Here is a 17,675-nt window from a genome sequence, read left to right as displayed (position 1 = left end):
TAACAAATGAGGTCTTTATTTGATATACTTTTGAATTTCTTTCAACTTTATTTTAGGAACAAACATGATTTTTTGTCTTGTTTTGTAATCAGGCTTTTGACCCTGCAAATCAAGAGTGACATAACCTAATTTTTCTCCCATAATACTACCAGCAGCATAATCCCAAGGTGAAACATTAGAAAAATATGCTATAAAACGTCCTTCTAAGACACGGCAAATACTGAGGCCTGCACTGCCAATGCCGCGAACGCCTAAGGTTTGACGACCGAGATTGGCAATCCCCATAACATTTTGGGCACACATACCATTATTAGCACCAATCAAAGAGCGATTGAAAGGTCTGTCTTGAAATGGTTTTAAAGCCTTATCATTAACCTTAACCTCAAATTGACCGCCGCCACTGTAAAGAAGGTCATTCATAACATCATAAATAAGTCCAAATTGTCCTATTCCCTTCTCATAATATGCAATCATAACAGCAAAGTCACAACCCTGCACAATAAAATTAATGGTTCCATCAATAGGATCCAAAACCCAAACGGCACCATCATTGATATCAGCTACAAGGCCATTCTCTTCTGCAAAGATATGGTCTTGAGAATAAACCTTACGGATTCGTTCAACCATCAAGGATTGAACAGCTTTATCTAAGTTGGTTACCAGATCATCAAAAGTCGACTTTTCTTCAATGGCAAGGTCTTTTGTCATATTATCACGAATATAACTCCCTGCTTCATAAATAAGTTCTTTAGCAAATTGAAATTTAGTTTCCAAGAGAGATGAATCCTTTCTCTTTAGCTTTTGCGGCTTGAACAGCTCGATAGGTAGAATAACCACTAACCTTTTCAAAATTACGATCGATTTGCTTTTCTTGCGACTTGCTGCTAACAATCGTTTTGTAATTCTGATAACTTTTAATAAAAGAACAGCTTCAACTTTGCTTTCATAAGCCTTTTCTACCAGATTTAAAAAAGAAAGCACTGAGGTCATCTCTTCAGTGCTCCACGACAAATCCAAAGGGTAAGCGTAATTCTTAGTCATCTTCTCCCTCAACTTCCGCTCTGATTGTCGCCTGACGCAGTTCTTGTTTGCGATAGTCTCGTGGTAAAAAAGCACGAATCTCATCTTCATTAAAACCAATTTGCATACGTTTATCATCCATGATAATAGGACGGCGAAGCAAACCCGGATTCTTGGAAATAAGGTTGATTAATTCCGAGACGGATAATTCATCTACATCAATGTCTAATTTCTGAAAAACCTTGGAACGTGTCGAAATAATATCTTCTGTCCCGTTTTCTGTATAAGATAAAATTTTTAATAGTTCATCACGGCTCAAAGGACTAGTCATAATATTGTGCTCCTGAAAAACAACATCATGCCTATTCAGCCAAGCTCTAGCTTTACGGCAGCTCGTACAGCTAGGTGATAAAAATAAGGTAACCATAAATCTACTACCCCTTTATTCATACTTGCCTCTTATTATACAAGATTTTAAAGCACTTGGCTATGATTTTCCCAATTTATCGCAATTTCTTTATCAGATTTTAATTGTTCAACCAAATCATTAACGCCATTGAATTTAATCATATCGCGAATTTTATTTAACCAGAAGATTTCAATTGTCTCGCCGTAAATATCATCGTCAAAGTCAAATATATTAGCTTCAAGACGCAATTCTGTTCCTCCAAAGGTGATATTTTTACCAATGCTGGTCATGGAACGATAACGCTTCCTGCCGACAATAACATCAGCCACATAAACACCATCGGCTGGTAAATAAGTCCGATCCAGCGGTGCAAGATTAGCAGTTGGAAAACCAATTGTACGTCCCCTAGCATCACCGTGTACCACTAGTCCTCGTGTTGAAAACTCATAACCTAAAAGACGATTAACTTGAGTCATATCACCTTGATTAATGAGCTGGCGCACGCGCGTTGAACTAATCTTCTTCCCGTCATACTGTACTTCAGGAACAGTAATAACTTGCCCCGTGAAATGACGCTTAAGATAATCAGAATTCGTTTTATTATGACTGAATTTATAGTCAAACCCCATAACAACAGCCTTAGCTTTCAGAGCTTGAATATAGTTTTTGATAAAATCATCAGAACTAATCTTTGCAAAGGAAGAAGTAAAGTCTGTCAAATAAAGACAGTCAACTCCGTACTCTGCAAACTTACGATAGCGTTTTTCTGGGTAATTAATATGATTAAGTAAATCGGGCTCAAAACGTGCGAAAGCTAACTGAGGAGACTCTGGGAAGGTCAAGACAACTATTTTCAGTTGCATTTTTTGGGCTATTTCTCTGGCTTGATTAAAAAGTTCCTTATGCCCTCTATGAAGCCCATCAAAATAGCCCAAAACCAAGACCGAATCTTCTTGCTGCTCAATATCATTATAACTATCTATTTTTATTATTTCCATTTAGATATCCAGTACTTTCTAACATCACTCTCAAAGAAAAACCTTTTTAGGTTTGTAAGAGGTATCTCTTTTTTCTAAAACTGCAATCAGTTGATCTTCAAAAAAAGCTGCTAACAATTTTTCCTGATGGTGCAGTGTAAGGCGTCTTCCAAAAGAAACTTCTTTGGTTTGTTTTTGATTTAAGTCTATTCTTGGTAAATCGAGAACACCATATTCCATTGGTAAAATAAAGGAAAAATCCTTCTTTTCAACTTTCTCAGCGATTTCAGCTAATGTCAAAGCTTGACTGAAATCTAAACCAGCTGACGCTGTTCGTTTGAGAAAAGACATATGACTGGCATAGCCAAGTTTTTGACCCAAATCAACCGCCAAGGTTCTGATATAAGTTCCCTTGCTGCAAGAAACCCTAAAATCAAAGCGACAACATTCATCTTCAAAAACCAGCTCACTAGTTCGCTTAAAATCATAAATCCTGACTTGGCGCTGAGGACGTTCTACTTCCTGACCTGCACGCGCATATTCGTATAATTCTTTTCCATTAACTTTAACAGCCGAATACATGGGCGGAACCTGTGTTATTTGGCCTATAAAACATGTCATCGCCTGATCAATAAGATCCATAGACAAAGTCTCATCAACTGGTGTTCGATGTATAAGATCACCACTGGCATCTTCAGTCGTTGTCGAAAAACCGAGTGTTATTTGGCCTTCATAAACCTTACCAGCTTCTGTCATGTATTCCAGAACCCGTGTGGCTTTGCCAACTGCAATTGGCAGGACCCCGACAACATCAGGATCCAAGGTTCCCCCGTGTCCAATCTTTTTTCTTTTAATATTTTACGAAGCTTAAAAACCGCATCATGGGAGGTCATCCCTGCTTCTTTTTTTAAATTGATAATTCCGTTCATTTCATTGTCTTCCCTTTTTGTATAGCATATTTTTATTCTCTAAGAACTCTAAAACAAGTTTTTGAAAATCTTTATTTTTTTCAAAGAGAGCATGTCCGCAATGCTTTAAAATTTCTATACGGCTGTCTTTAATAACTGCTGCCAATTCTTTAGAAGATGCCACGCTAAGTACATCATCTTCTTCTGCACCGATAATCAGAGTTTGACAATGAAGCTCTTGCAGTCTGGCTAAAGTATTGTGACGTAAACAAGATTGAGACTGAGTAACTATTCGTCTTTTATGTTTAATTTTACCAAAAACTCCCAGAATCTTGTAAACATATTTGAGGTAGGCAAAGCTCTCAGCTGTGTAAGAATGATAAGCAATATCTAGCATTAGTTCCTGATAGGAGCCATTCTGACTTAAGTCTAGCCAATGTTCAATTCTTTTTTACTTAAGGCATTCATAGAGCCTGTTGTCACTGCTAAAATTAATTTTTGAATCTTATCCGGAAAATCCAAAGCAAGATACTGAGCAATCATACCGCCTTGTGAAACTCCTAACACATTAACCTGACTGATATTCAAGACTTCCATCGCTTCAGCAATGTCAGCAGCCATTTCTTTAGTACTATACTTTTCCGGCAATTCATAGATTCGACTGAAGACATAGACTTTATATCGTCTAGCAAGTGTTCGATAAGAAAGTGACAAAGTTTGAGCCATCCCTTTGACCGTAGCGATACCATCACCTAGCCCAGGAATAATCAGTAAAGATTCTTCACCATAACCAAACATGGCATAATCCATACTTTTACCATTAAAATACAAGATTTTATTTTTCGCACCATATACCATAATAGGGATCCTTCGTTTTTTAATCACTGATGTTAGAAGTCATAAATTTCATTATAGCATAGATTGCTAAAGGGTGGTTAATCAAAACGATTCAATGAAAAGATAAAGGTCAGAAGTTTGCTAACATTCTTAAATAATAATTTAAAAGTGACTAACATAATGCTTAAGTCTAAAAGTCATCTTTTAAAGGCAAAGTAATGGTTACCTTCAAGCCTGGATGATTGTCCGAAAAGACAGTCTCACCTTGATGAAGTGTTATGATTTGCTTAGTGATAACAGTGCCCATGCCATGGGTGTCATAGTTGCGAGATTTCTGGTTGAGTTCAAGGATTTTCTCATCAGTGATAGCACCTCTATCCGAGATGGTCAGCAGGGCTTGCTGATTGTTATGAGTCAGGGACAGACTTAGCTGAGGCTCATTATTATGCGTAAGACTGTTGAGGAGCAGATTATTAACCGCACGAGTCATCAAGGTCTTGTTGCCAGAAATCACGGTTGCCTCTTCTGGCAGGTCAAAAGTCAAGTCTAGGTCTTCGTAAGTGTTGTAAAGGTCGGCAATGATTTGTCTGAGAAGGCTATTGAGGTCAAAGATGGTCATCTCCTGCTCAATATCTTGGTTTTCTAGGAGATAACTCATGTTAAGATTGGAAATAATGTGCTCCATCTTATGGATATTGGCCTCAATCTGTCGGGTCTGCTGGCTGCTGCCATTGAGACTCTCTAGCTGACTGGTGTAGCCTAGGATAAGGGTCAGGGGATTGCGCAAATCATGGCTGATGCCGCGGACCCAATGGCTACGCAGCTCTTTGTTCTCAATAAGGAGCTGGGAAGTCTGGTTAAGAGCTGCCTTAATTTCAGACAGGTTACCCTTTTCATCAAGAACGACTGGCTGGTTATCAGACAGATCTGATAAGGCCTGAGTAATGGGCTTAAATTCCCTGCGAAAGCGCCACTGGGAACGAAGGTAGATAAGGAGCAAAATCATGAGGGTTCCTAAGAAAATACCTAGAGCTAGCTTGGCAATGTCAAAGAAATTCTGCACATTGTAATAGTTGGCTGGGAATTTATCATAAGCGCTTTTAGGGTAGCCAAGGATAAGGATATCTTTGCCAACCACAAAGGTAAAGACAGGATAGTCATTCAGATACCAGCGTGATGAGCGAGCAATATCTGCCATAGTATAATGGCGATTGAGTTTATCTGGTAAGCGATAAGACTTCTTTATCTCTCCCTGCTCAGATAGGAGCATGAGCCAAATCTTTTGCTTATCTAAAGTTTTTTTATTTTAGTGCTTAACTGCAACTGGCCATGACTGACAATAGTCTGCACTAGGGCAGTAGGTTTTTCTTGACCTTGCCTCATATTGTCAATGATGTGGTAGCTGCCAAATAAAAAGATAAAGATAGCAGTCAGCCCCAGAAAAACCACGGTTGCAAAATAGGTTAATAACACCTTGGAAAAATACTTAAAGGTTGTCATCTAATCCACCCGTAACTGGTAGCCCAGCCCCTTAATAGTAATAAGACTGACTGGTTTAGAAGGATTGGCTTCAATCTTTTGTCGAATTTTGCGAATATGTGCCATCATAGTATTTTCATAACCTTGATATTGCAAGCCCCAAACCTTTTCTAAGAGTTGATCAAAGGTAACAATGCGATTTTGATTGTCATATAAGACCTTAAGAATACTGTATTCCTTAGCTGTCAACTGAATTTCCAATTCTCCTTTGGTAATCAAAGCTTGACCAAAGTTGACCTGACACGTAGGTAAAATAAGGGTATCATCCTTTTCAGGATAGGATCTTTTTAAAATAGAAAGGATTCGTAGTTCCAAATCTCTTGGTCGAAAAGGCTTAACAATATAATCGTCAGCTCCCAACTCAAAACCTTGATATTGTTTTTCAATATCTGAAATTGCCGACAAAAACAAAACAGGAATTGTAGAGGTCTTACGGATGTCTTTTAGAACTTCAAAGCCTGAACCTTCAGGTAACATGATATCTAAAATGGCTAAATCAAAGGATTTTTCTCCAAATTGTTCCAAAGCTTCCTTTTGTGATTGCACACTTGTTAGATTGTTAAAGCCAGCAATGCTTAAAGACTCTTGCACCATTTCTAAAATTTCTGGATTGTCATCTAAAATTAAGATTTCTTTCTCTTTATAATTCATGCTATTACCTCGATAAAATTAGTATAACATACGTTTTCTGAGCCAAGGAATTCAAAACAAAATTAAGAAAGAATTAAGGAAGAGAGTAGGTTGCGATAAAGAAGCTTCACTATAATGAAAAGTGTCAAGAAGGGAACGACAGGACCCTAAATGATTTAAAGGAGAAGCAAAATGAACAATTACATTATTGAGACCAAGCAGTTAAGCAAGGATTTTTCAGGTGAGTCAGCCGTTAATCAGCTTTCAATTCATGTTAGAAAAAATGAAATTTACGGTTTTTTAGGACCCAACGGTGCTGGCAAAAGTACGGCTATGAAAATGCTCTTAGGACTGCTGCAACCAACGCATGGCTCTATTAAGCTCTTTGGCAAAAATTTCGACAGCAATCAAATTGCACTACTTTCAAATGTAGGCTCTCTCATTGAAGAACCATCCTACTATGCTAATTTGACCGGTTATGAAAATTTAGAGATTATTCAACGTTTGCTTAAACTCCCCAAGGAAAATATTGACAAGGTTTTGAAAATTGTCAAACTCTATGAGCAAAAAGATAAGCTAGTTAAAAACTATTCGCTAGGCATGAAGCAACGTTTAGGTATTGCCTTAGCCATTGTCAAATTCCCTAAACTACTGATTTTAGACGAGCCCACCAATGGACTAGATCCTGCTGGTATTCAGGAAATCCGTAAACTCATCAAGTCTTTGCCACAAAAATACGACATGACCATCATCATTTCCAGCCACATCTTGTCAGAGATTGAACAGATGGCTACCACTGTCGGTATTATTAACAAAGGAAAACTACTTTTTGAAGGGCAACTTACTAAGTTGGAAGAAGATGAAAAATACCTTTTTGAGACTAGTGATGATGCATTCGCTGAACAGCTGTTGATGCGAAAAGGTTTTGAATTAGAAGAAAATCAGGACTTGGTACTCAAAGATTACAACAAAGCTAACATTGCAGCGGCCGTCAAACTTTTAGTGGCAAATAATATTGATATTTACCAAGTCCGCATGGTACGTAAATCGCTGGAAGATATCTTTCTTGATATGACAGGGCGGGAAGGAGGTGTCTTGTAATGCTTAATTTAGGCTTAGAATTTACTAAATTAAAAAGACGCTCTTTCTTGCTGTCCTTGATTGTCATTATTGTTGTGGAATTAGTCTGGATCAGTGTTGTTATCACTCATGAGCTGGCTAATACACATGAAGCCTACAATGCCATCTTTGACATGGCCTACATAAATGACCTTATCCTACCGCTTTTTATTTCTGTTTTGGCATCCAGACTACTAGAAATGGAGCACTTGGGAAAGACTTTTAAGCTGTTGCAAACCAGCAATGAAAGTCCTTGGCAACTTTTTAAAGCCAAGCTAAGCTTGATGGCCATTTTTGCCTTTATGGTCAGTTGGCTACAAACCATCTTCTTAAAATTCATCATTCAAGCTGCGCAAGTCAAGGTAACACCTCCTCAATTAAGTCTCTCTTTGCTGACAACTTTTTTAGTCTGTATGTTCTTATCTTGCCTTCATCTTTGCTTGGCATTTATCTACCAAAAAGCAAGTGTGACGGTAGTTACAGGTCTAATTGGTGCCTTCCTATCATTTGTCGGTATCAGTGCTCTACCCCTACCTATTCGTTTCTTTGTTCCTTGGCAATACTTCTCAATGATGGGAATTGCTAAGCGGATAACTGGAGCCCATACTTACCTTTTCCAATACGATAGTAGCTATCCCTTAAAATTAGTGGCTCTGCTGCTTATCGTTCTTTTAGCTATTTTTGTCAGTAAAAAACTTATCGGAAAGGCGAACTTATTATGATAACATTTGAATTTAAAAAAATCAGGAAAAGTGCTATTCCGATAACACTTATCTTCTTCAATCTTGTCGGGACCTTATTAGGAACAATGCTGTTTGCCCTTAATCGTAACTACCTTGTTGATGGTACAGAAGCTTCTATCCTCTGGGGACAAACGATTTTCTATGCCTCACAAATTTTTACCCCTATCCTCATTGGAACCATCTGTTCCATCAGCTGTCACTTTGAGGAAAGTAACAAAAACTGGCAGCGGCTCTTGACCATTCCTATCAAATCTAGTCGCATTGTTTTAGCAAAGATCGCTAGTTTATCGGTGGTTATGGCTATCAGTCAATTATTGGTGCTATGTTTTTACATGCTTAGCGCTGTCCTTTTGAAAGTATCTTTTGTCAGTTTTCTGCCAGACTTTTTACTCTGGTCTATTACAGGCTGGCTGGCTACCATTACTATTGTTACCATTCAAATTTTTATCGGTATTCGCCTGAAAAACTTTGCAGTGCCTATTCTCATCTCTGCTATTTTGTCTATGGCTGGTCTCATGACCCTCTTTATTGGGAACAGTCTATTTACTATCTTTCCTTATGACCAAGTTGCTGTAGGTCTTCGAGCTCGCACCTTAATACCTTTTACCCTGCCAGAATTAGCCTTATTTCTAGGACTTAATGTCATCTACATTATTCTCTTTTATGGCTTAGCAGTCAGACAGCTTAAAAAGAGATTTATTTGATTGGCATTTATTTCACAACAATAAAACAAAAAGTCTGGATCATAATGATATATCTTCCAATTGTTGAACAAGTATCCAACAACTGAGAGACATACTGTCTGATCTCAGACCTTTTGTCGTTCCACCTATATATCTCGATTGAAATCACTATCTAGTTCAAAGAATGGTTTGATGTCTTGCACGTACTCAAGGACACCTTGAAAATCACCTGCTTGGTCACGAACAGCCGCATAGGTCACATAGACAAATTTACCTAGGCGTTCAGATTGAAACCACATTTCCACTTTATCGCGCTGACCGCTGCGCAGGAGTTCAAAAACCTTCTTAACCTTATCCAAGACTTTTGGCGGATGGCAGAGCTCCACATTGCGGCCAACTTGGCTTGGTGTGCGTTTAAAAACCATTTCTGCTGCAGGGACACTGTCATTATAATATTGGAAAATATCATCTTTATTGACAAAGGTAATTTCTAGGGGCAGATGATTGAGAATGAGATTAGCCTGATCAACAGATAGATAACCATTGCCAAAGGGCTGTTGAGTCCTACGGTCTACCGCTTCTTCTTTTCTTTCGGTTTAAAAGTGATAGTAAATTGACCTTCTGGTGTGTTGATGATTTTTGTATTGGTCCCCTCAGGTGAATTGTCATCTTGCACTTGATTTAGAGCGTCAGCCAGTTGATTGTCAGAAGTGTCTGCGCCAGCTGATTGTTCAAAAGACTCACGGTGAGGAATCCATTTTTCAGTCGGCTTGAGAATGGCATAACCGTAAGCGTCACTCTCGCTAGCAATCTGCAGCCAATCGTCCTGAGTGAAAGATTCCAAGAGAATCATGAGGAGAATAGCTTCTTCCTTGAAAATCATCTCTTCAAATTCCTTGGCAAAGGCTTCAAGTTTTTGAGAAAGTTCTTCAATAGAGCCATCAGGCAATTTAGCTAAAGCCGCTTTGGCATCTTTAAAAAGATCACGAATATCATCATCAACACCCCACATAACCTTAGGTGGTGAATCGTGCCCATAGCGCTCCATGATTGGGAAAAAGAGTTTTTCCTTGCGGGTATAATGATGATGAAATTGTCCCAGTAAATCAAATTGATGCTTAAGCCCCTTCAGAATTTCCTGATGAAAGTCCTCGTTTTCGGGTTTGGCATAATTTTCAATAATACGACGGATACGCATGATAGCTGCGCGTAAAGCTAAATTCTCATCCTTGAAAACCTTGACAGGATGCCCTTCTTGCTCAGCATCTGGCACATCAACATCGGCAATAGCACCTTTAAAAAGTTTGGCATGAACATTGCAAAGTCCCATAACATCTTCAAAGGTAATGCCCGTATCAGCATTCATGAGCTCATGTTCCATCATGGAAATCTCAATAGCGGAAACGCCCTTGAAATGCTGATTAAAACGCTCTTGAACAGACTCTTCACTAGCACCGTGATGAAGATCCAATAAAATGTCTTTTAAGACTTCAATTCTTTCATCTGCCATCATTCGTCTCCAATCACTTCATAGCCATTAAATTCCAAAGTTTGTTTAATTTTTTCCAAAGGAATTCGTGTCATTTTTGAGCCAGCCAACAAGGTTGTTACTTTACCGACTGTATTGAGCATGGCAGGATTTGCCAAAGGTTTAAAGCCCAGTTCCACCAGAATATCCTTGACTTCGGGATGTTCTTTGATCGTTTGTGCAACTGGTTTTGATAAATCTATTGTATTATTCATAAGAATACCTCATATTCTCATATTTTTGATAACTTTATTATAACGGAAAATGGTGAAAAAGCCAGAAAACATTAATTTTTTTACTGCTTTCATTTGTCTCTCAATGGTTTTCGGATCTTTTATAACAAAGGTCTTCTTGGGAGATACAAAAGAACCAAGGCCGCTCTTTTCTAAAACTATTACTTTTTCAAACTCTTGTTAATGGCATCATAAATGGGATTATTGTCATGGGGCACACAATCTTGTACCCATTCCCACCAGAAATAGCCACCAACATAATGTTTGGTATATTTAGGCATGGTATAATACCTCTTTGCCATCGCAATTTTACTGTTTTCGGTCGCATTATCCGCTGTATTGCCGCATTCACCCATACCGACATTTGAATTTGGAAACAGATTCTGTAGCTGATTAAAAACACTCTGCCAATCTGGTTGATAACCTTCATTATCATCTTCATAATAACTAACAAAACTATAATCAACACCTGAGCGCATCTCAGGAGGAATATTTTTCTTAATCCAAGCTATCATATCATGGTCATACTTAGGATTTTCATAATAAAAGGTCAAAGCAGTCTTGCCACCAGCAGAAGAGATTGTTTGGTAAACTGCCTTTATTTTCTTGGTAATCAAGGTATCCTTCTGCTTTATCCAGTCAGTACCGTTAATTTCATTGCCAATTTCCCAAATATCCGTATAAGATGACAAATAGTGATAAGCATCCGCAAAACGCTTTTGATAAGTATTGACATCCTTATATAAGTTCATCTCATAGGAATCAACTGGACAGGCCATAACATAAGCCACCCGATGAAGCTTTCGGAACAAATTAACATAAGACTTTGGAGAACTGTCCTTTGACATGACAATTCTGACCGTTGGCTTGACAGGCATAGCCTTTAGCGCTGCTACAATATCATCCGTTTTAACCCTATCATACCAAGAATCATCTATTGTGATACCATAGAGCTGCACATCCTTCTTTAATGTTGCCTTCGTTGGTCTCACTTTGCTGGCAAAAATCCCAATAAACATAAGAATAGATAAACAAAATAAGCTAATTATTAGCAGGCGAAATGGTCTTTTCATTGAAATCTCCTTGTTTGAAAGCTGATGAGAACAGAACTTATCTTGACCTAATACTATAAACTCTCTTAAACTTACTTTATTATTGCTGTCGCTACTCCCTTATCACTTTTTCAAGATTTCATAAATCAGCCTCTTAACCAGCAATTTCTATACCACCCTAACTAAGGCAACTCCAAAGCAAAACCGTAACTTGCCTTTTTAAAGCCATAATTTTGGTAAAACTGGTGTGCCTCGCTACGTTCAGCTGTGATACCGCTATTCAATACCAAGGCGAAAGCGCCTTTAAGACAAGCCTGTTCCCTGACTTCATCAATCAAGCAACTGGCCACACCCTGATTGCGATAGTTTGTACCGACAACTAAGGCAAGAATACGATAATAAAAGCCATCACGCTCAAAAAAATACATTTTTGAAAAGCCAATCAAACCAACTAGTTTTCCGTCAAGAACTGCCACTAGCAGCTGATAACTAGGCTGATGTAACAAGATACCCAGTCTTTTTCTTAGAACCTCAGCAGTTGTTGGATAACCTAAATCAGCATACAAAGGTACTAGTTCTTCAATATCGGAAGCCTGATAATTTCTAATTTCCATAAGAACTTATTCCTTTAGTGCTTCAAATTTAGCCTTCATGGTTGGATTTTTGCGGGTTAGTTTTTTAACAGAGACATCGTCCAGTTTATTGTTGGCTAGGCGCAGCTGATTTTCACTGGTAGTCAAAGCGGACTTAACCGCTTCCATACGCTTAATGGCCTTATCAATTTCATCAATGGCCTTTTGGAAATTTTTACTAGCTGAATTGTAGTTCTTGGCAAAGGCATTCTTAAAGGTTTCCAAATCATCTTCAAAATGCGTAATGTCAATGTTTTGTTCACGGACTAAAGCTAACTCCTGCTTATACTTAAGCGAATTGAGCGCCGCATTGCGCAAAAGTCCAATCAACTGAATAAAGAACTGCGGCCGCACTACGTACATTTTCTCATACTCATGGCTGACATCAACAATGCCTGTGTTAAAGTAATCATTATCAGCCTCCAACATGGTCACAAGAACGGCATACTCACACTTTTTCTCTCTGCGATCTTTGTCCAATTCCTTATAAAAGTCACTGTTTTTATGCTTGGTCTTGGTCGTATCAGCCTCGTTTTTCATCTCAAACATGATAGAAAGAACCTCAACCCCATTCTCATCAGCTTCACGAAAGATAAAGTCCCCCTTGGAACCAGAAGCAGATGACACCTCATTATCCTTGCCAAAATAAGCATTAGGAAAGGCGTAAGAGCGGACCTTGTTAAACTCACTTTCAGCGTATGTTTCCAAACTTTCACCAATGGCCTTGGTCGATTGCTGTGCCTTAAAGTTTTTGTAGAACTCAACTTGTTCATTGGCAGCCTTGAGCTGCACTTCGTAATCGCTGCGCACCGCAGCTAAGGATAGTTCAGATTCTTTTTCCTGCACCACCAATTGATTTTGGGCTTCATCGCGTTCCTTTTCAACCTGAGCGACTGTTTTTTGCAGCTGATTTTCATGCTCCAAACGCAATTTATCCACTTGATTTTGCAGACTCTGCACTTCCTTGTCTTTCTCAGATAAGGCATTAGCAAGTTCCAGCGCATTCTTGTCGGATAACTTATCTAATTGCGCCCGTAAATCAGCAATCTCCTTGTCCTTATCATTAAGATTAACCTGCAATTCATTCTTGGATTTTTCCTCCAAAAGCGCCGTTTCCCGCTGCAGACGCTCATGGATCTCCTTTTCAAACTCTGCCCCTCGCACCTGAGCCAAAAGCTGACTATACTCTGTTTCATTAATAGTAAAAACTGTTCCGCAGTGCGGACATTTGATTTCGTTCATAATTTCTCCTTTGATTGATACCTTCTATCCTTACTGATTTTAGAATCCAATAAACCTAACTAAGTAAACCCTACCAAGCAACGTCTAGCACTTACAAGACTCAATCTTGTCAGCTCTTGCAAATCTTTACCCCTTATAAAATCGTGACTAGTTAAGATATGCCTGAACCTGTTTAAAGACTTTTTCTTCTTTATCGCTCACTTCCTTGAGCGAATACTCCTGGCAAGGTCTCTAAAATAGCTTCCAATATAAATTCGATAAAAGAATTTGAATTGTTGCTTTGGTTACCGATTACCTATAAAGAAACACATTACAATAGACCCATGTTATTTGGTAGAAGAACAAAGCGATGCTTAGATGTTATTATAACTAATCAGACTAATAATTTTAGATTTCTTTATAGAGGAAGGCATCTTTATTTTTATTGACCAATTCAATTTGAGGAAACTTACCATAATCAAAATTTAACTTCCCTATAGCAACTACCTTATACACTTTATCTTCTTGAATATTACGATCTTCCCAACCACCACGGTAGATTGAGGTCTTATAGTTCCAATCCCCTTTTTTATTTTGGGTATATATATTTAAATTATAAAATATATATTCTTTCCCAAACTTATTTCTTTTCTTTTTTAATAACTTTTAATTTTACTTTACCATAAAAAACATATAAATTATTAATGTCTGCCTTGTCAAACCAAACAGAAAATCTTTTTCTTCTCAGACTTTTTAAAACTTTATTATCTTTTGACACATTGGTTATAGTCATCGGATTGTCTTCAAAATCAGTAGATCGTTTTCCCGTAAAATTACTGAGTTCATCTTCTGAATTATGACTTTTAAATAACAATCTCATCATTGAATCAATCTTATCTTTCACTTGATAATTCTGTAATTGGGTAAAATATTCTATCGTTGTCTTCTTAGAAGCATAATCATATCTGTAAGAGCATTTCCTCCCATGATCAGTTGATGGAATTTTTCTTAAAAATGCCCTTTTTTGCAAAGTTTTATGCACAAAAGATAGCTTTGCTACATGGCACTCTGGACAAAACATGTAATTATCATATGGCTCAATAGAATTGTTGTGTTTATCCGCATAATCACTTACTTCTTCCACATTTTTGATAGTATTATTTTTAGAATAGAAAAAATCCTCAAAACTTTTTGGTTTATTGATACTCATATTGTTCTTCCTTGCTTTATTACTCTTTTGAAAATAATTTGATCTATCAAATCTTAACTATTTCGAGATATTTAATCGTTAAATATGATAATATTCCCTTTAAATTTTCTTATTTTCTCTTAGTTCTTCATAAATAGCTAGCTCATCTTTTAAATCAGGATCATTCTGTAGCACATTTTCAAAATTCTTACCATTCTTCCTAAGCAAATCAAGTAACTCTTGCTGATCTTTTTCCTCTAAAAGTTTGTAGATTTCAAAAAATTCCTTAGTATCATATTCATTTATATGGAATAAATATGGATTGAATACAAACACCCTTTGAAAAAGTTGATTTAAAATATCATTTTTTCTTGATTCAAAATCAAAATCCCCATTTTCGTTAAGATAATCTTTTAATTTCTGATTAGAACGAATAGTTGACTTATCTGCCAGTATTTCCAATTTTGTTGATAAATCTTTGTTTCCAAGATCATCTGAATTTATTTCGGCAGTTGTTAAAGTTAAATTTTGCAATAACGAATTGTCTGTATATCCATCATCACCTAATAAATGTTCAATTGTTATAGAATGAGTTGGAATATTCGTGTCAAACTGTTCTAAACTATAAAGTTCGCTTAAAATATATCTTATGATATTCCTATTTTTAGAAAGAGTTTCATCCTTGTTTGAGAAACGAAATGTCTTATTTTCAAAGAAAGCATTCTTAATATCTCCATCAGGTAAGATATCTTTTGCAGAACAGAAAAAATCAGTAAGATACATTTTAAACTCGGCTTCGTATTTAGAATGATAAATATCATATGATAATTTATTGATTGTTTTTTCCATTCTATTACTTGATAACCTATATGTATTAAATGCAAAAAAATAGTTTCTTATCATAATTGTTGACTGTTCTCTTATTTCACTGTTAATAATATTCCTATTTTCAAGTAAATATATTGCACTTAATAGTGGTCTAACCTGTTGGTTCCTTTTAATATTAAAATATTTAATAGTACGATCTGTGGAATTTTTATCAGAAATCTTTATATATACTTTTGAATATTCCGATAATTTATTTAAAAATAGAGATAATTCTCTAATCGCAACTTCTTCTTTTATAAGCCGATAAACTAGATCAGATTTATCAGCTTGTTTTCTAATATAGCATTTAGCAAAATGGTTGATAAGAATATCTGGATTATTCAACTTATTAGCATTATCTTCTACAGTTTTCCATTGCACTTTAGCCTTATCAATAAAATCTTCATTTCTTGGCTGTATATATTTCATAATATGATTTTTTAACAATTCAATTTGTTTTAATTTTTGTCCTCTTGCATTTAGTACTTCAAATATATTGTAAATTTCTTCTTCTTGCCCAGAGATAATTTCAACGACATTAGCACTTAATAATTTATCTAGAAATCTAGAAATCTCTGAATAATCTTTCTCCTTAAAGCTATTTACGAAATAGGTATATAATTTATAATAGTTATTGTTTTGGGAATCCTTATATTATTTTTGGGTCGAGCAGAATCGATTATTTCCTTGATATCCTTATCAAAATCCTCATTTTTTATCACGGGAATCCTCGTTGATTCATTATTCAAACTTGATATAAATGAATCGAAAATATATTTCCCTCTATTTTTGGATACTTCATCATTAATCAGATTTAATCTATTATAAATTGCTATTATTAAGATATAAATTGTAGTTAGTCTCTGTTGACCATCAATTATTTCATATCTATCAATCCCTTTCTCACTATCGATTTTGTTAAGAACTATAGTTCCTAAAAAATGTGACCAAGAAATATCACTTCCATTATCCATTGTAAATCTGATATCTACTAGTAATTCTTTCCAATTTATTTCCTTCCATACGTAGTTTCTTTGATATCTAGGAATACTGTATTCAACTGATCTTTGGAAAATATCACTTATTGTTCGAGTTTCTGTTGTAAAAGTCATTAATTTTTCCTCTCGTTTCTATACTGTTATTATTAATTTGCTTGAGTATAAAATACTAAATTATACACTTTCTTCATTGAGAACTAGATAAATAATTATTTAATGATATTTGTTAAAACGGCAAATCATCCCATTCATCATTGTTAACAAGCTCTACTTCCTTTGGAAATTTCTTTTCGTAAAAATTTATCAAAAATAACCCAACAGTTGCACAGGCATTGACAATAAAATAAGCATATAAAGGTTCATCAATAAGATACTTCTCCGAATCATGACCATGAAATGATGTCTTATCACTCCGCAAATCCTCAATAGCTTTTGAAACAGTCGTAAGAGAACTTCCAATACTCTTTATTTCATCAGGCATTTGAGGACTATTAGGATTTAATCCAAATTCCTTTAAAATTGCTTTTACTAATTTACCATTTGTTAATTTTGTCGCATCAATATCAAATCTCTGATCTTTTAAAATTTCCTTGATAATGCTCTCAAGAACCGAGTTTGCATATCCTACCGATTCAGCAGGGTCTTCCTCTATATTTTGGAATGCTTTTTCAAAACTTGTCGAAGCATTTTTATAGTCTGCTTTCAGTTCATTTCGAAAAGTAGGAATAGATGGAATGTAGTCCGGTGTTTCAATCCCTAAGTCAATGGCCATTTTTAATAATTTATCTGGTATATCTTGAGCAATCACCCTTAATGTTTCAATTAGGTTAATTTTCTCCTTATTCTTCCCTTCACTGAAATAAGAAATATCAAAATCAACTTGCCCAAACCCATCGTATATCTGATTAAGTTTCATATACTGCTCAACATCTTTATAACTTTTATACCGATTCCAAATTTCTTTTTCTACTTTTTCTAATAATTTCATTCTGTAAACTGGGGAAATTTTGTATTCCATTATATACTCCCTATATCATAATAGTTTCAAACACTCCTATTATACCCCAATCAAGGCAAAAAAGCACTGGGG

The 17,675-nt window shown here is 36.2% G+C and carries 15 protein-coding genes and 5 pseudogenes; 3 read left to right on the top strand and 17 right to left on the bottom strand.

Annotated features, from left to right (window positions below):
* Positions 1-15: 15 nt before the first annotated feature.
* The 8 genes and pseudogenes from SRT_RS04615 to SRT_RS04580 all read right to left on the bottom strand — a co-directional run bounded on the left by SRT_RS04615 (position 16) and on the right by SRT_RS04580 (position 6,341).
* Positions 16-774 (bottom strand): inositol monophosphatase family protein, encoded by a 759-nt coding sequence (locus SRT_RS04615; protein WP_128833216.1) that lies wholly within the window; start codon positions 772-774, stop codon positions 16-18.
* Positions 764-1,041, bottom strand: a pseudogene (locus SRT_RS04610) (UPF0223 family protein). The gene SRT_RS04615 and the pseudogene SRT_RS04610 overlap by 11 nt, the downstream one beginning before the upstream one ends.
* Positions 1,034-1,447: a transcriptional regulator Spx gene (gene spx / locus SRT_RS04605; protein ID WP_128833215.1), complete on the bottom strand. Its 414-nt coding sequence runs from the start codon at positions 1,445-1,447 to the stop codon at positions 1,034-1,036. The pseudogene SRT_RS04610 and the gene spx overlap by 8 nt, the downstream one beginning before the upstream one ends.
* Before the next feature lie 47 nt (positions 1,448-1,494).
* Positions 1,495-2,427 carry a bifunctional riboflavin kinase/FAD synthetase gene (locus tag SRT_RS04600; protein ID WP_128833214.1) on the bottom strand — a complete coding sequence of 311 codons (933 nt, stop codon included), beginning with the start codon at positions 2,425-2,427 and terminating at the stop codon, positions 1,495-1,497.
* 30 nt (positions 2,428-2,457) lie between these two features.
* A pseudogene (truB, locus tag SRT_RS04595) lies at positions 2,458-3,335 on the bottom strand (tRNA pseudouridine(55) synthase TruB).
* Between the two features lies 1 nt (position 3,336).
* Positions 3,337-4,172, bottom strand: a pseudogene (locus SRT_RS04590) (alpha/beta fold hydrolase).
* A 169-nt stretch (positions 4,173-4,341) separates the two neighbouring features.
* Positions 4,342-5,651: pseudogene (locus SRT_RS04585) on the bottom strand (sensor histidine kinase).
* The gene (locus SRT_RS04580; protein WP_128833213.1) at positions 5,652-6,341 is read right to left on the bottom strand and encodes a response regulator transcription factor; all 690 of its coding nucleotides are present in this window, start codon (positions 6,339-6,341) and stop codon (positions 5,652-5,654) included.
* A gap of 171 nt (positions 6,342-6,512) precedes the next feature.
* Between SRT_RS04580 and SRT_RS04570 the strand changes: the two genes are divergently transcribed.
* From SRT_RS04570 to SRT_RS04560, 3 genes are read left to right on the top strand one after another with little or no spacing between them, the layout of a single operon-like run.
* Positions 6,513-7,421, top strand: coding sequence for an ABC transporter ATP-binding protein (locus SRT_RS04570; RefSeq protein WP_128833212.1), 909 nt, complete (start codon positions 6,513-6,515; stop codon positions 7,419-7,421).
* Positions 7,421-8,161: an ABC transporter permease gene (locus tag SRT_RS04565; protein ID WP_128833211.1), complete on the top strand. Its 741-nt coding sequence runs from the start codon at positions 7,421-7,423 to the stop codon at positions 8,159-8,161. Before SRT_RS04570 ends, SRT_RS04565 begins: the two co-directional genes overlap by 1 nt.
* Positions 8,158-8,886 (top strand): ABC transporter permease, encoded by a 729-nt coding sequence (locus SRT_RS04560; protein ID WP_128833210.1) that lies wholly within the window; start codon positions 8,158-8,160, stop codon positions 8,884-8,886. Before SRT_RS04565 ends, SRT_RS04560 begins: the two co-directional genes overlap by 4 nt.
* A 125-nt stretch (positions 8,887-9,011) precedes the next feature.
* On the opposite strand, the pseudogene SRT_RS04555 reads toward SRT_RS04560, so the two are convergent.
* The 9 genes and pseudogenes from SRT_RS04555 to SRT_RS04520 all read right to left on the bottom strand — a co-directional run bounded on the left by SRT_RS04555 (position 9,012) and on the right by SRT_RS04520 (position 17,603).
* Positions 9,012-10,375 (bottom strand): annotated as a pseudogene (locus SRT_RS04555) (DUF438 domain-containing protein).
* Positions 10,375-10,608: a DUF1858 domain-containing protein gene (locus SRT_RS04550; RefSeq protein WP_128833209.1), complete on the bottom strand. Its 234-nt coding sequence runs from the start codon at positions 10,606-10,608 to the stop codon at positions 10,375-10,377. The pseudogene SRT_RS04555 and the gene SRT_RS04550 overlap by 1 nt, the downstream one beginning before the upstream one ends.
* 179 nt (positions 10,609-10,787) lie before the next feature.
* Positions 10,788-11,699, bottom strand: a complete 912-nt coding sequence (locus SRT_RS04545) for a hypothetical protein (protein WP_128833208.1) — start codon at positions 11,697-11,699, stop codon at positions 10,788-10,790.
* Between the two features lie 161 nt (positions 11,700-11,860).
* The gene (locus tag SRT_RS04540; protein WP_128833207.1) at positions 11,861-12,292 is read right to left on the bottom strand and encodes a GNAT family N-acetyltransferase; all 432 of its coding nucleotides are present in this window, start codon (positions 12,290-12,292) and stop codon (positions 11,861-11,863) included.
* A gap of 6 nt (positions 12,293-12,298) precedes the next feature.
* Positions 12,299-13,552 carry a DUF2130 domain-containing protein gene (locus SRT_RS04535; RefSeq protein WP_128833206.1) on the bottom strand — a complete coding sequence of 418 codons (1,254 nt, stop codon included), beginning with the start codon at positions 13,550-13,552 and terminating at the stop codon, positions 12,299-12,301.
* Between the two features lie 619 nt (positions 13,553-14,171).
* Positions 14,172-14,741 (bottom strand): hypothetical protein, encoded by a 570-nt coding sequence (locus SRT_RS04530; RefSeq protein WP_223213979.1) that lies wholly within the window; start codon positions 14,739-14,741, stop codon positions 14,172-14,174.
* Positions 14,742-14,840: 99 nt separating this feature from the next.
* A complete protein-coding gene (locus tag SRT_RS10615; RefSeq protein WP_223214009.1) occupies positions 14,841-16,016 on the bottom strand; it encodes a hypothetical protein in 1,176 nt (391 codons plus the stop codon).
* Between the two features lie 173 nt (positions 16,017-16,189).
* Positions 16,190-16,699, bottom strand: coding sequence for a DUF262 domain-containing protein (locus SRT_RS10610; protein ID WP_252120209.1), 510 nt, complete (start codon positions 16,697-16,699; stop codon positions 16,190-16,192).
* Between the two features lie 112 nt (positions 16,700-16,811).
* A complete protein-coding gene (locus SRT_RS04520; protein ID WP_128833205.1) occupies positions 16,812-17,603 on the bottom strand; it encodes an abortive infection family protein in 792 nt (263 codons plus the stop codon).
* Positions 17,604-17,675 lie beyond the last annotated feature (72 nt).

Source organism: Streptococcus troglodytae (assembly GCF_002355215.1).
Classification (GTDB): domain Bacteria; phylum Bacillota; class Bacilli; order Lactobacillales; family Streptococcaceae; genus Streptococcus; species Streptococcus troglodytae.
Note: the sequence above shows the minus strand (reverse complement) of the source record. Positions and strands in the feature narration are given on the sequence as shown.

Coding starts and splice junctions, on each gene's coding strand:
- SRT_RS04530 (WP_223213979.1), bottom strand. CDS start 14,741: ATGAGTATCAATAAACCAAAAAGTTTTGAGGATTTTTTCTATTCTAAA.
- SRT_RS04540 (WP_128833207.1), bottom strand. CDS start 12,292: ATGGAAATTAGAAATTATCAGGCTTCCGATATTGAAGAACTAGTACCT.
- SRT_RS04570 (WP_128833212.1), top strand. CDS start 6,513: ATGAACAATTACATTATTGAGACCAAGCAGTTAAGCAAGGATTTTTCA.
- spx (WP_128833215.1), bottom strand. CDS start 1,447: ATGGTTACCTTATTTTTATCACCTAGCTGTACGAGCTGCCGTAAAGCT.
- SRT_RS04580 (WP_128833213.1), bottom strand. CDS start 6,341: ATGAATTATAAAGAGAAAGAAATCTTAATTTTAGATGACAATCCAGAA.
- SRT_RS04565 (WP_128833211.1), top strand. CDS start 7,421: ATGCTTAATTTAGGCTTAGAATTTACTAAATTAAAAAGACGCTCTTTC.
- SRT_RS04550 (WP_128833209.1), bottom strand. CDS start 10,608: ATGAATAATACAATAGATTTATCAAAACCAGTTGCACAAACGATCAAA.
- SRT_RS04520 (WP_128833205.1), bottom strand. CDS start 17,603: ATGGAATACAAAATTTCCCCAGTTTACAGAATGAAATTATTAGAAAAA.
- SRT_RS04560 (WP_128833210.1), top strand. CDS start 8,158: ATGATAACATTTGAATTTAAAAAAATCAGGAAAAGTGCTATTCCGATA.
- SRT_RS04600 (WP_128833214.1), bottom strand. CDS start 2,427: ATGGAAATAATAAAAATAGATAGTTATAATGATATTGAGCAGCAAGAA.
- SRT_RS04535 (WP_128833206.1), bottom strand. CDS start 13,552: ATGAACGAAATCAAATGTCCGCACTGCGGAACAGTTTTTACTATTAAT.
- SRT_RS10615 (WP_223214009.1), bottom strand. CDS start 16,016: ATGAAATATATACAGCCAAGAAATGAAGATTTTATTGATAAGGCTAAA.
- SRT_RS04545 (WP_128833208.1), bottom strand. CDS start 11,699: ATGAAAAGACCATTTCGCCTGCTAATAATTAGCTTATTTTGTTTATCT.
- SRT_RS10610 (WP_252120209.1), bottom strand. CDS start 16,699: ATGACTTTTACAACAGAAACTCGAACAATAAGTGATATTTTCCAAAGA.